Here is a 13,720-nt window from a genome sequence, read left to right on the forward strand (position 1 = left end):
ACCTACCTTCCTGCACCCATACCGTTAATGATTTTATCAAGTATCTCGTCCTGTAGTGAAATCATTCTAGCAGATGCATTATATGCATGCTGGAATTGAATCATATTCGTCATCTCTTCATCTAGTGAAACTGCGCTAACAGATTGTCTTCGCTCTTCAACTGAATCTCGAAGGACTGTACTATTCGTTGTCAATCTTTCTGCTTCCTGTGCGTCTACAGCCATTCCACCTATAATGCCTTCATAGAAATTTTGAAGTGTTGTATTCGTGCCACCGATGTCAATAAAGGCATTTTTAACATTTGATAGAGAAACAGCGTTATTCCCGTTTCCTATTTCAGGAAGATCATCAGCTACTTTACTACCAGCTGCTATATAATCAGTAGATTCTATTATTTTATCTGATAGACTTAACGTACTTGCAGCGCCTTTTACACTTGAGCCGATATTAAAGAAGTCTATATCCACTTTGTCCAATTCATCAATAGGGTTTTTGTTTGTATCATAATCTCTGAGATTCCATCCTTCATGATGGACAGCATTAAATTCTGTTGCAAATTCATATGCCATTGTGTCTAAATTGTTTAGCATATCTGGATATAAACCATATTCAACAACACTACCGTCGTATAACGTTTCAGAATAACCGTATGAATCTATTATTCCACTAATCTTACCAGCACTGTTAAAGTCCAAAATAGTAATAGATGTTGGGCCAATATTAATTCCTTCAGCAAGCCCATCTGTTATGTTTCCATTTTCATCAGTGATTTTTCTGTAAGAAACACTAAACTCATTTACTCGTTGACTTTTTGCATCAACTAAAGTCCCTAATACTTTACCATTGTCATCTACTATTTCAATCGATGCTGTTCCTTCAGCAATTTTCAGAGCATTTCCACCTGACGAATTATAAGAAACTTTTATATTTGCAAGTGAAGACAATTTATCCAGCAAACGATCACGTTCGTCATAAAGGTCATTTGGCAAGTAGCCATTTGGCTCAATTTCTGAAATTTGCTTATTAATATTATTTAATTGATTTGCTAGTGAATTAATTTCTTTTACAGATACATCTAGTTCATTTTTTAAGTCACCTTGTACCGACTTAAGAGATGTTGCTAGATAATTAAATGTATCAGCTACTGCATTTCCTCTTTCACGAACAACAGAACGTGCCCCTGCATTTGTTGGGTCTAGAGCTAGATCCTGTAGTGATTGCCAAAACTGATCAAGTGAGTTGGCTAAACCAGTATCAGAAGGCTCGTTCATGATTTCTTCCATCTTTTGAAGAGCATTTGCTCTTGATTCCCAGTAACCTAATTTATTATTTTCCGAGCGATATTGGATATCTAAAAAACTTTCCTTTACACGTTGAACACTTTCAACCTCAACGCCTGTTCCAATCTGACCAGGTATTTGTGGACGATTAATCCCCAGTGAAGGATAAGCTTCTGTTGCTTTAAAATTAACACGTTGACGCGTATAACCCTCAGTGTTTGCATTGGCAATATTATTTCCTGTTGTATGCAATGCACTTTGCTGGGTGAACATTCCACGTTTTGCTGTTTCTAACCCCATAAAAGTTGAACGCATTTAGTTCCCTCCTATCATTAAGCCTTAGAATCGAAAATAGAACGATTAATACTTTGGTTCTCATCCGAAGTTTGACCATTATAATTACTGGATTCTTGTCCCAAAAGAAGATCAAGATTTAAATTAACAAAATTTAGTGACTGCTGTAGCATATCCTGATTCAATTCATTGATTTCTTTTATTATTTTCATTTGCTCTATCAGCTGCTCTTGTAAACTTCTCAGTTTTTCTTTTTCTTCAATTCCGTCAGAAGAAAGTAATTCAGATATCGTTAAATGTTCTGGAGATAATGAAATCTCGTTTGCTAGTTCATGCTGAATTTGTTCTCTTTCATTATTAACAACTTCAATTGCTTTAATATGTTTCAGTTCATCTTTCAGTAATTCACCGAGGGCTTCAATATTATCTGCCTTTAAAATCTCTGTTTTCTTTAAGGCAATTTGATGAAGACTTTTTTGGAGCTTCAGTATTTTTTCTAAGTTATTACACAGTTGAGATTCAGCAGACATACGACTCCCTCTTTCTATCATATTTTCTCTAACCTTTATATCGGCCATTCTTTATTATTATTTAGACCATTAAGTGTATATATTTATCAAAAGACCTTGAACTTCTCCAACCATATTAAGAATGTTAAGTCCTTTTTGTTGCTTATTAATTACTTCATTTGTTAAGTCAATTAGTTTGCTATCCACTTCTTTTACGATTTTATAAATCTTTGTCCGACCTCTTCGATTAAAACCACGTTGGTTTTCTAATTGAAGGGCATTGTTAACCGCTTCCTCAAGGAATGATTTCACTAATTTTTTATATTTTTTCAAATCCTCTACTGTTCTTGATTCTGAAAGGACTTTACCTTGATCTTCAATGTCTTTTGCTAAAGTAGCGAACCTTTCATATAGAGCATTCTCCCTCTTTTTTGCCATAACTTCTGTAAAGCTGACAGATTCAGTTGCTACTTGCTGTTTCTTTTCTAATTTATTTAAAGTTGCTCTACCAACCTTTTGAACATCCACTTATTTCACCTCATTGGGTTATTAATAATAACGATTGTTTTTACTATATTCATTTTATAAGAAGCCTATAAGAAAAAAAAGAGGAGGAGCCACTAAATGACTTACCTCCTGTTGGTAATTATTTCAATAGTTGTAGAATTCCTTGCGGTAATTGGTTTGCTTGTGCAAGCATTGCTTGTCCAGCTTGGTTAAGAATATTATTTTTCGTGTATTCAGTCATCGACTTTGCCATATCAGTATCACGTATACGTGATTCTGCAGATGTTAGATTTTCATTTGCTGTTTGCAGATTTGTAACAGTATGTTCAAGTCGATTCTGGAATGCACCAAGCTTACTACGCTCTGCAGATACAAGGCTGATTGCCTTATCAAAAGCAGTAATAGCTAATTGTGCAGCCTCTGAATTAGAAACATTTACACCCACAACAGCATTTACACCAGCTGTTGATAAGATAGAGAAATCAGCATTACGTGCAATTCCAAGTGTTGCTGCATCCATTACGCCAAGTGATAAACTTAATGATTCAGATGCATTTGCACCAATTTGTAATGCTACCTCTAATTCTTTCCCTTTATCTGCCTCGAAGTCTCCATCGATTAGTGCAATATCAAGACCATTTGTTGGGAGACCAATAGGACTTATACCATCATCTGTTTTTGTTGTTCCTAATATTAAACTGTTATTAGAAACTGAGTGTACAGGTGCTAGGGCAGGTACTGGTGTTGGGTTGTCATTACTAGCTTGTGTAATGATTGAATCAATGTCATTAAGAACCTCATCTAAATCTTTGTTTGTTACATCAATAGTAGCAGAACCATTGCTATAAGAAATTGCAGGGCTATCAAATGAAATTGTTAGTCCATCAATTTTTAGCGTGTCACCTGCTTTAGGTACTTCTGAGAATGTTATTGCTATTGGTTTAGCTTGAGCTGCTTCCGGATTTGCTACTAATGTAGTTGTCGATGTGTTCGTTAAAGGATTATTAAAGGTTACACCACTTGTAATTGTTGTATTAATCTGATTTAAAGATCCTAAATCTTGAACATCTTTAGGTGACATTGGACTTGTAGTAGAAAGTGTTAACGTTCCATTATTAATCACACCATCATTTGCTGTACCTGCATTTGTTGGTAAGTTCTTATTAACATTAAACATTTGACTATCATTTTGAATAACCGCACTTTCTAATGCGTTCATTAATTTTGTGATGTTAGAAGTAATGTTTGCATCAGAAGTACCAACATTATCAATCCAACCAGATATGTTAACTGCTATATTTCTACCAGTTATCCCTTGTGATGTACCATCTGTATTATCAATTTCATAAATTTTCCCGTTTATCGTAAATGTTTTACCCTCAAGTTGTGCTTTTGTTAGTGAACCCAAATTCTTATCAAATTGAATCTCTACTTGTGCAGGCTCTGTTGGTTCAGCAGTCACAACTCCACTCCATGTACCGTTTGAAGCATATGAAACTTCAGATGAATTCACTTCTGCAAACGGTCTACCTTCTGCAGATCCACTTAACAGTTTCTTAGTATTAAACTGTGTTGTATCGGCAATACGGTCAATTTCATATGTTAATTGATTGATTTCTTTTTGAATTGCTTCACGGTCACTGTCTTCTAACGTTCCGTTCGCTGCTTGTACAGATAATTCACGCATTCTTTGTAATATACTATGTGTTTCATTTAGGGCACCTTCTGCTGTTTGAATTAGGGATATTGCATCAAGTGAATTTCTCTCCGCTGTTTCTAAGCCGCGAATTTGCGAACGCATTTTTTCTGAAATAGCAAGACCTGCTGCATCATCCGCCGCTCTGTTAATGCGTAAACCAGATGATAATTTCTCTAATGTTTTGGACGTTTGTCCCATTGTTTGAGATAAATTTTTATAGGCATTTAACGCTTGTATATTATGGTTAATTCTCATAAACTATTTCCCTTCCTCCACAGTATTCATGTCTCTTTCATATACCATTACATTTTTTTCATAAGCATTTGCTTTTTTGAAAAGTTGTTGTTGTATTTGAGTCGATTTATTATTTTTCATTGCTGTCTGCCAAGCTCCGGAGATATCCTCTAAAATAGATAGAACTTCTTTTAAAGGCTTAATATCTTTCTTAATATTAGCCTTAATCACGAGGTCTGCCATATAGTTATAGAGAGCATCAAGCTGATCGGCAATTATTCCTGCTTCGTAATTTATCCCCACACCCAAACGTTCTAATATATCGTTCACTTTTTTTAGTTTTCCATTTGCCTCTATTAGTTTAGATGCTTCAATATCTTGTATTGCTTGTTTTGTATTATCTATTAATGCTTCATACAATAATGAAGTAATTTCTTGAGAAGATTTCTGGTAAATGATTTCTTTTGTTAAAAAATCCATAAATTCTACCTCCCATTTTATTTATCGGAATATCTAGTCAACTTTTAATACTTTTTTTCCATTTCTTCAATAAGAAGTAGAATTTCAGCTATTACAGAATAAAGTTGTGGTGGAACATTTTCACCTAAATCTATATCTAAAAGATGTTGAACAAGCCCTTCATCTTCCTGCATCTGGATGTTATGCTGTTCTGCTAGTTCCATAATTTTTGTTGCCAGTAGTCCCTTACCTTGGGCTATGACAGTTGGTGAACCATCTTTCGATTCATCATAACGAATAACCGCTGCAGAAGGACCATTTATTTTACGACGATTTTTTTGATTAATATATTGCTGTGTAATCATACTGAAAAATCGTATCCTTTCTCTGTCATTTTTGACAATTGGGTTTGTTGAGCATTTAATGACACAGATTCTGTTTTCTCAAGTTTGTTAAGTGGTTCAAATTTAATGCCACCAATGTTATACCCTATATCACTTAGCCTTTCTTTCGCTAGTACGGCAAGAGGCTCCATTTTTTCCTGAAAACCTTGTTGATCATTTTTTATTTTTATAGATAGTGTTCGTTCGGTAGATGTAAGAGAAATCCCTACTTCTCCAAGCCTTTTCGTTTCAAACAGAAAAAATAAACTGCAATTCTCCCAATCTATTTTTTCATTCTGATTTTTGGAATTTACAAAAACCTTCACATTCTCTAATTTTTCTTGTAGTAATAAAGGTAATGTGAACATTAGACTTTGAAGTCCAGATGGATCGTTTTTACTTAGTAACTGCTGTCCAGTTATTGAATTGAGCACTCCGTCAGCTTTACCCTCTCCATCATTCATTTTCAACAAAAAACTTTTAAGCGACTGAGGTAGAGCTTCCTGATTTCGGTCTCTTGATACAAGTGCCTGAGCATGATCTGCTTCATGTGTTAATCCAAGATGACGTAAATATTCATACGCATTTCTAGCCATCGGCTCTTGTTTTAATGCATTCATTGACATCTCAAGGTTTTGCGTTACTTGTTTTGAGGCTGGTAAGTTCTCTAAATTCCCTAGTTCTTGAGATACATAATGCTTCACTCGAACATCTGAAGGTTTAAAGATCATTTTATCTAATACAGACCTAACCTCAGAGACAATCCTAGTTGCACCACTGTAATCACCTTTAGAAAGAAGCTTTTTAGCTTCAGCTAACTGAGCGCTTGCTGTTAACATCTTTTTCTCTGTTCTCATATCCGCATACAACATAAAATCACTTCGTAGTATCGCTTGATCTAACTTTTGAATATTCGTTTCTAACATCGGCTTCGCAGTGACAGTTGAACGCGATTTAAACTGTTGAACAAGCTGCTCCACAGTTTGTAAGCTTTTTGAAATATCATTCTTGAAGTTTTTAAAATCAATGGCTACTTGAGAAAGCTTCTTTGATACTGTTTCCACGATAAAGTTCTTAGATTGAATTGGCAGCGAAGCAATTAGCTCTTCTTGCATTTGATATGCCTCTGCTTGATCTACTTGAGTAGTTAAATTTTGATTTGAGACCACAGGGATTTCATTATTTATTTTTGTTAGAGATTGCATTAATTCTTGCCTAGCACCGAGTTCTTTTCCACTTTGAACAAGCTCTTCTGCTTTAGCTAATGATTTCGTAAGCATTTCTTGATGCTTTTCATCTAAACTAGTAGCTTGATCAAGAAGTGCTGATACTTGCTGAAAAACTTCATTCATATTTGGTTCTTTTTTCAGCACATGTATAGCCTTCTGAATGAGTTGATTTGAATTTATATTGTTGTCAATTAATTTTGTTGGTTCTTTTTGGACTGGTTCTAGTTTTGACTGCTGAACCTGCTCTTGAGTCTGTGTAGCAACTCTTGCCATGTTCGCTAGCTTCACTGCATCGGAAAGTTTTGATGCCACATTCTGTAATCGTCTTAATTCAAAAGAAAACGATTCTCTTAACTTTTGAACAACTTCTTTTATATTATTTGAGTTAATATCTGCTTTTAGCTGTTTAAGCATCCCTAACTTCTTCGGATCAACCGTTACTGTTTCTAATAGATTAATAGCTTCTGCTACCCTTTGGACAGCTGCTTTTAATTGAAGTTGTGATTGTGCTGAATTTCCTTCTGATTTCAAGGAAGCGTCTGTTCTTTCCTGTGATTTGAAGCGAAACTCTGGGTCTATTCCCTTTATCACATCCTCAATCGAGCTCGCAAATGAATTCTCATGCAATGCCTGGTGAACAACCTTTATATGAGTAGCTGTTGGTTCTAAACCTTTTTTCACTAAGGCAGAAAGAGTTTCAAGCTTTTGTTCTAGTGTTCCATTTTTATCATCCATAAAGGTTTGGATTTGTTGAAAGGTATCTTTATTAAGGGGGATTCCTTTTGAATGAAGGAAGTCGACAGCTGATTGTGTTTCATTAGAAACAAGTGCTCCACCATTTAATTGTCTCGCTAAAGCATTTGTGCTATTTAACGAGTTTATCTTTTCCGTAGTAGACAAAGAGATTTCTTTAACTTGTGGTACTTCCTGTTTACCGCTTGTTATTTCAACTGTCACTTGGTTTTGCTTAGGAGGCTCTCCTTCGAACTTTACTTTTACGTCCTGGCCCTTTATTTGTAGAATGGCTTCATTTTGAGGCAATCTTTCTTTGACGAGCGCACTGTATATATCTCCTTCTTTTAATTGTACTAATTTTGTAGAAGGGATTTGAGAAGAGACTTTAAGCTCTTGATTAATTTGCACTTTTTCTCACTCTCCACAATTTTTGAATGTTTTGGGTACGCTCGTCCTTGAGCTATAGTAAACATCCTTGTTTTAAAGAAAAATATTAATAGATTTATTTTTTATAAAAGTCTAGCAATCCCTTCGCAATCGCCTGCGGATCAATCGTATACGTCCCATTCTCTACTTGAGTTTTAATTGCTTGTACTTTTTCCTGTCTTGCTTTAACCAAATCATTTGATTGCTGTAAATCTTTCGCTTTTGAAGAGATCTCCACTTTATCTTCTCTTGATTGTGCTTTTGATGGTGTTGCTATATTTTTGTCGATGCTTTTTTTATATGGATTCACACCCATTGAACCTATATTATTTATTTTCATAAGTAATCCTCACTTTCAAAGAGAACATGCTTTGTCATAATATTAGTATCGGTATCTTTATTAAAACCTTAAGCATTTTATCATTTTTTAGGACTTTGGGAGTAGAAGGTCGTTTCTCTTGCTGTGTGTTTATTTCGATCACTAATCATTTTTTCCTGTTCCAATTGGTGGATTTGTTTGTGTATTCCATCTTTGCATTCCTCACATAACCGATCCTCTCTAATTGCTTTCCCACATTTTTCGCATGGATAGCCCAGGTTAGGAAAGTTAATTAACTGTATTCTTCCTTGACGTATAAATTTAAGAATTAAATCTTTTGAAACACCAGTCTCGTCAACAACTTCATCTAATTGCGCTTTTCGATTTTCACGCTTTCTTAAAAATTTATAGACTGTTTCATAAGCCTGTTCTTCTTCTTTAAAACACTTATCACAGACAGTCCTAAACTGACTTTGAACAAATAATACATTACACTTCGGACAATTTGCTAATTCACCCATTGTTATTTCTCCTATCGATTCGTTTTCTACTTATTATATCGGCTAGGATTTCTTCTTTTTAACTTCTAATTAATGTTAAAGAAGAGATGGATGTTGCACCAGAGTCTCTTAGACGTTTGGCTGCGTGTCTTAGTGTGGTTCCTGTTGTATAAATGTCATCGATTAATAAAATGTTTTTCCCTTCTATTATACTATGGTCGATAATAGAAAACACGTTTGAAGAAGTTAGTCGTTCATGACGGGATTTTTTGGATTGTTTTTCATGATGGGTTCGCTCGAGGACGTCCAACTGTGGGAGAGGAAGAAAGTCTGCTAAGAGTTTTGCTTGGTTAAAGCCGCGTTCGTAGAGCCGTTCAGGACTTAGTGGGATTGGGATAGTTGCATCGAACTTTATCTTCTTGAAGTTTGTTTTGTAGCTTGTTTTGAGGTCTTTTTGGAAAACAGCTGCCAGGGCTGCATCCCCGCGGAATTTAAATGTTGAGAGAATGTCCTTCATTGCGTCATTGTATTCATAGACAGATACATTACGCTCTAGAACCCCTTTCCATTTAGGGTCATTTTCCCAAGATTGGCAGTCTGAGCAATAATCCTGGTTATTTTGTGGTCGAAAACAGACTGGACAGGTTGGTGTGTTAATTTTTACCAGAGTTTCATAACAAGAGGTACAGGTAGTTGTTTCCGAACCTGGTAATAGGCTTTTCCAAGTAATTTGAGCATTTACCAGTTCCTTGCAAATTAAACAATATGTAATAGCAACCTCCCCCCTTTATCGGTAGTTCTCACACGTTGGATTATCAGAAACAATTTTTGCACATTCGGCTAGTTTCACTAATAATGATGTCATTTCCTGCTTATCTATAAATTCAGCTTTAATATACATCGCTTTATCTATATTTGTTACGTAGCGAGGAGTGGTTTTGTTAAGGCTCAATGCCAGAATATCGTCAAGGCACGTACTGCATGTGCAACTTAATTGTAGACGATCTTTATATTCATCTAGTAAATCCTTCATAATTTGTTCCATTGCGTTAATGACCATCTACCATGCTCTCCTTGTTCACTCAGATAATACTATATTATGCCATAGAGTGCCGATTTCTAAAAGTATCTATACTTTTAGGAAGCCACCATGCTTTGCTTCATCATTCATTTTCAAAATATGCTTTCTGGCTTCTACCATTGCTTGTGTTTTGCCATAATGAAAAAACGTAACATTCCCGGTTGGATAGCTTGCACTTCTCCCAACCCTTCCAGAAATTTGCACAAGGGCACTTTCTGTAAAGATATCATCTTCACTACCGAGAACAGCAACGTCACTGTTCGGGATCGTGACTCCTCTTTCCAGAATGGTAGAAGTGATAATGACAGGCATGCTGCCACTTCGGAATTTTTTCACCTTTTCGCGCCGCTCAGGGTCTTCTGCGTGGACACCTTCGATTCTTTCGTCTAGTTTTCTGCATTTCTTTACAACATCTTCAATAATTGAGATGGAAGGAACAAAAAGAAATGCCTGCTTATTGGCTGTGATTCTCACTTTTAGCCACTTTATTACTTTTGAAGGTAATCTTCCTTTTTCAAGCTGCTTTTTCCAATTCCCTACCCAAACAAGTTCAGGAACAGGCAACGGATGACCATGGTAACGAGCTGGAATTCTAACGGCTTTACGCTTATTTTGCTGAACTTCATTTTTCCATTTTTTATTGGGAGTTGCAGTCAGATAGATAAGAGAGCTTTTGTCTTTACGGGATTTTTGTACAGCAAATTGGAGTGAGGTATCTGCTGAATATGGAAAGGCGTCAACTTCATCGACAATGATGCAATCAAACGTTTGTTTAAAGCGGAGAAGCTGGTGTGTTGTTGATATGGTGAGGGTTGCATGTTTGTGGCGATCTTCGCTGCCTCCATATAATGCAGAAACTGATACGTAAGGAAATACTTTTTGAAGGCGTGGCGCTAATTCTAAGACGACATCTGTACGTGGGGTTGCAATGCAGATTTTTTTATTATCGGAGAGGGCCTGCTCAATTCCTTTGAATAGAACTTCTGTTTTTCCGGCGCCACAGACTGCCCAGACCAGCAGCTCTGAATGGTCTATTACAGCTTTGACAACTTGATCTGATGCAAGCGCTTGTCCCTTTGATAACTCACCTTCCCAGTCTAAACCGGAGGATGGAGGTACCTGAACCTTTGGGCCACTCCAGCTATAAAGTGGTGTACACTCACTGACCCGTCCCATCATGATGCAGTTTCTGCAGTAATGGCAGCTCTGTTCCCCACATTTCGAACATGAAAATGAAGCGAATAATGAAGAGTTAGAATTTCCACAGCGATTACATAGTAAGCCCTTTTGTTTTTTTCCGACTCCAACTGTTAATTTCACATAGCCTTGCTCATAGTGAGTTTGCAATGTTTCAAGTGGAAAAGGAACTTCCGTTAAAAGTAACTCTTTTCCATTAAGATGTTTTTGGAGTTCAGGTAAATATGAAAAATGTGGATTAGGTGTAATCTCAGGTAGTTGATGATGGTGTGATATTGGCAGACCTTCTTCTTGGGAGAAAGTTGGAGTTAGGGAACCATTTACCAAGTGAAACCTCATGATCCACCTAAATAGGTTTGGCATATTTTTCGATAACGCTTTTCAACACTGATTGGTGTTCGTGATAATTGTTCTGCGATATGTCTGAATCTCATTCCGCTTTGACGCAATTCTAATAGTTTTCGGTCCTCAAGGGTTGTCCAATGACGATATGTACGTTTTTTTTCTTCGTTTTCTTGCATTGTTTGATTTGTGTATTCACTCAATTTTTTATGACCTCCTTGCAATTTCTATACATAGTATGAGGCAATAATAACCAAATGTCCATGATTAGACACGAATATGAGAGGTTAGCACTATGTATAACTAGTACTTTCCTCTCATAAACATTCACTTTTTATACCAGCCAACCCCAACTGCACCTTCACCAAGATGGGTACCGATTACTGGACCAAAATAACTGACCATGCATTCAATATTAGGATACTTCGCTGAAAGCTCTTGTTGCATCTTTTCCGCTTCTTCAGATCGGTTTGCATGGATCACAACGACACGCATCGGTTCGTTTTGGCTTGCTACTTCATCAAGAAGTTCAAACACCCGATTTAACGCTTTTTTACGGGTACGTACTTTTTCAAACGGAACAATGACTTTGTCTTCAAAGTGAAGAATTGGCTTTACCTGAAGCAAGCTGCCGATCAAGGCTTGGGCTCCGCTTAATCGTCCACCTTTTTGCAGATTGCTTAAATCATCGACCATAAAATAGGCATTGATTGTTTTTTTCATTTCATCCATCCGGGCCAATATATCCTTTGGTTCAGCACCTTTATGAGCCATTTCTGCTGCTTCAAGTGCATAGAAGCCTTGAACCATACAGCTAATTTCGGAATCATATGCATAAACTTTAATGTTTTCAACCATGTCTCCTGCAGTTGCCGCACCGTTGTATGTCCCACTAATACCGCTGGAGAGGTGGATCGAAATCACTGCGTCATATTCTTTGGAAAGTGTTTCAAATAGTTCAACAAACTTTCCTACCGGTGGCTGTGATGTGGTTGGAAGTTGTTGCTGTCCTCGCATTTTTTCAAAAAATTGTTCTGAGGTGATTTCGACTTCTTCCTGGTAGGTTTCATTTCTGAAGTTTACGCTTAAGGGAATCATATGTATGTTATACTTTTCACGAATTTGTTCAGGGATATAGGCCGTACTATCTGTGACAATCGCCGTTTTCATAAGTTTTATTCCTTCCTTGTCCATGTTATTATCACCATTTTAACGGATAAGCCTTAAAATTTCACTATTCGTTTAGTATATGGGTTAAGTTTGGATTATTATGACAGTTTATATTTGGTGTTCCACAGACTTTGACTCTCTGTAACAAGTGTTCGTGGTGGTTGATTAAAGCTCCAGGTTGCTCGCTTTCCGTGGGGCGTGCGGTGAGCTTCCTCCTTGCTGCGCGCCTGTGGGATCTCACCTGCCACGCAGCTCCCGTGTCTAGCTCCAGCGCCTAGCCCCTCGAGGTCATAAGCCAATTTGGAATTGAAGGCAAAGAACACCTTCTATTCCAAACGTCTTATGCTTGTCGGGGCTGATCAAGGCGCTTCCGCTTCAATCAACCTAAATTTAGTTTTGCACAATAAAATTTACTTTTTTATAATTGTAAATAGTTCATATATAAAGCAGCATAAAAAGACTTGTCGACTGAGAAGCCCAAGTGCGAAGATGTCGTTGCATATATACTTGCTCTAGTTAAATTAGACATTACGCTGACTACTATTCCTCAACCGCAGTTTAAACTTTTTCACGTACAAAAAGCCAGAACCTAAAAAGATCCTGACTCCTGTTCGTTCCTTATTTCACTTCAACCCAACCATTTTTAATCGCGACAACAACCGCTTGTGTACGGTCGTTTACGTTCATTTTTTGTAAGATATTACTTACATGGTTTTTAACAGTTTTTTCACTGATAAACAATGCTTCTCCAATGCCGCGGTTGCTTTTACCGTCTGCAAGCATTTGAAGAACTTCGCATTCGCGACGTGTTAAGATATGTAGTGGTCGACGAATTTCTGGTTGTAGCGGCTGCATGGTTGCAGCTTGTCCATTTGCTGCGGCAAGTCGTCTAAATTCGTTTACTAAGTTATGTGTTACTTTTGGATGTAGATATGAACCGCCGTCTGCAACAACCTTGACAGCTTCAATTAATGTATCAGCATCCATTTCTTTTAATAGGTAACCTCTTGCACCTGTTTTTAACGCATGTGTTACATAGTTTTCATCATCATGTATCGATAAAATAATGACTTTTGTGTCTTCGTTTGCTTCAATCAATTGCTTCGTTGCTTCTACACCATTTACTTTCGGCATGTTGATGTCCATGATGACAACGTCCGGTTTATGAGCATCAACCAGTGTTAATGCATCCTCCCCGTCATCACCTTCTGCAATTACCTCAAAGCTTGGCTCGAAATCCAATATGCGTTTTACACCTTCACGAAATAATTGATGATCATCTATAATAACAATTTTCGTCTTCATGCTTACGCCTCCCCATTATCTCTTTTAGTCTAGTTGCCAGTTCATTCCTAC

General features: G+C 36.9%; 15 protein-coding genes. All 15 read right to left on the reverse strand.

What is annotated here, in order from left to right; translation table 11 throughout:
* Positions 1 to 2: 2 nt before the first annotated feature.
* Positions 3 to 1,595, reverse strand: a complete 1,593-nt coding sequence (gene flgK, locus BK577_RS04145; RefSeq protein ID WP_078431757.1) for a flagellar hook-associated protein FlgK — start codon at positions 1,593 to 1,595, stop codon at positions 3 to 5.
* 17 nt (positions 1,596 to 1,612) lie between these two features.
* Entirely contained in the window at positions 1,613 to 2,104 is a 492-nt protein-coding gene (locus tag BK577_RS04150; RefSeq protein WP_169908086.1) for a flagellar protein FlgN, read from the reverse strand.
* Between the two features lie 69 nt (positions 2,105 to 2,173).
* A complete protein-coding gene (locus tag BK577_RS04155) occupies positions 2,174 to 2,611 on the reverse strand; it encodes a YaaR family protein (protein ID WP_078431759.1) in 438 nt (145 codons plus the stop codon).
* Between the two features lie 118 nt (positions 2,612 to 2,729).
* Positions 2,730 to 4,544: a flagellin N-terminal helical domain-containing protein gene (locus BK577_RS26575; RefSeq protein WP_078431760.1), complete on the reverse strand. Its 1,815-nt coding sequence runs from the start codon at positions 4,542 to 4,544 to the stop codon at positions 2,730 to 2,732.
* Positions 4,545 to 4,547: 3 nt separating this feature from the next.
* Positions 4,548 to 5,003 (reverse strand): flagellar export chaperone FliS, encoded by a 456-nt coding sequence (fliS, locus tag BK577_RS04165; RefSeq protein ID WP_078431761.1) that lies wholly within the window; start codon positions 5,001 to 5,003, stop codon positions 4,548 to 4,550.
* Between the two features lie 44 nt (positions 5,004 to 5,047).
* Positions 5,048 to 5,347: an EscU/YscU/HrcU family type III secretion system export apparatus switch protein gene (locus BK577_RS04170; RefSeq protein WP_078431762.1), complete on the reverse strand. Its 300-nt coding sequence runs from the start codon at positions 5,345 to 5,347 to the stop codon at positions 5,048 to 5,050.
* Positions 5,344 to 7,737, reverse strand: coding sequence for a hypothetical protein (locus BK577_RS04175; RefSeq protein ID WP_078431763.1), 2,394 nt, complete (start codon positions 7,735 to 7,737; stop codon positions 5,344 to 5,346). Before BK577_RS04175 ends, BK577_RS04170 begins: the two co-directional genes overlap by 4 nt.
* A 94-nt stretch (positions 7,738 to 7,831) precedes the next feature.
* Positions 7,832 to 8,095: a flagellar biosynthesis anti-sigma factor FlgM gene (gene flgM / locus BK577_RS04180; protein ID WP_078431764.1), complete on the reverse strand. Its 264-nt coding sequence runs from the start codon at positions 8,093 to 8,095 to the stop codon at positions 7,832 to 7,834.
* An 80-nt stretch (positions 8,096 to 8,175) separates the two neighbouring features.
* Positions 8,176 to 8,595, reverse strand: coding sequence for a TIGR03826 family flagellar region protein (locus tag BK577_RS04185; RefSeq protein WP_078431765.1), 420 nt, complete (start codon positions 8,593 to 8,595; stop codon positions 8,176 to 8,178).
* A 58-nt stretch (positions 8,596 to 8,653) separates the two neighbouring features.
* Positions 8,654 to 9,091, reverse strand: a complete 438-nt coding sequence (locus BK577_RS26325) for a ComF family protein (protein WP_245823426.1) — start codon at positions 9,089 to 9,091, stop codon at positions 8,654 to 8,656.
* Between the two features lie 270 nt (positions 9,092 to 9,361).
* Positions 9,362 to 9,634 (reverse strand): late competence protein ComFB, encoded by a 273-nt coding sequence (gene comFB, locus BK577_RS04195; protein WP_078431767.1) that lies wholly within the window; start codon positions 9,632 to 9,634, stop codon positions 9,362 to 9,364.
* Between the two features lie 69 nt (positions 9,635 to 9,703).
* A complete protein-coding gene (locus BK577_RS04200) occupies positions 9,704 to 11,191 on the reverse strand; it encodes an ATP-dependent helicase ComFA (RefSeq protein ID WP_078431768.1) in 1,488 nt (495 codons plus the stop codon).
* Positions 11,188 to 11,397, reverse strand: coding sequence for a Myb-like DNA-binding domain-containing protein (locus BK577_RS04205; RefSeq protein ID WP_078431769.1), 210 nt, complete (start codon positions 11,395 to 11,397; stop codon positions 11,188 to 11,190). Before BK577_RS04205 ends, BK577_RS04200 begins: the two co-directional genes overlap by 4 nt.
* Positions 11,398 to 11,521: 124 nt before the next feature.
* Positions 11,522 to 12,364 (reverse strand): DegV family protein, encoded by an 843-nt coding sequence (locus BK577_RS04210; protein ID WP_078433456.1) that lies wholly within the window; start codon positions 12,362 to 12,364, stop codon positions 11,522 to 11,524.
* Between the two features lie 618 nt (positions 12,365 to 12,982).
* Positions 12,983 to 13,669, reverse strand: a complete 687-nt coding sequence (locus BK577_RS04215) for a response regulator (protein WP_078431770.1) — start codon at positions 13,667 to 13,669, stop codon at positions 12,983 to 12,985.
* Between the last annotated feature and the right edge of the window lie 51 nt (positions 13,670 to 13,720).

This window comes from Metabacillus halosaccharovorans (genome assembly GCF_002019635.1).
In the GTDB taxonomy this organism is placed as follows: Bacteria; Bacillota; Bacilli; order Bacillales; family Bacillaceae; genus Metabacillus; species Metabacillus halosaccharovorans.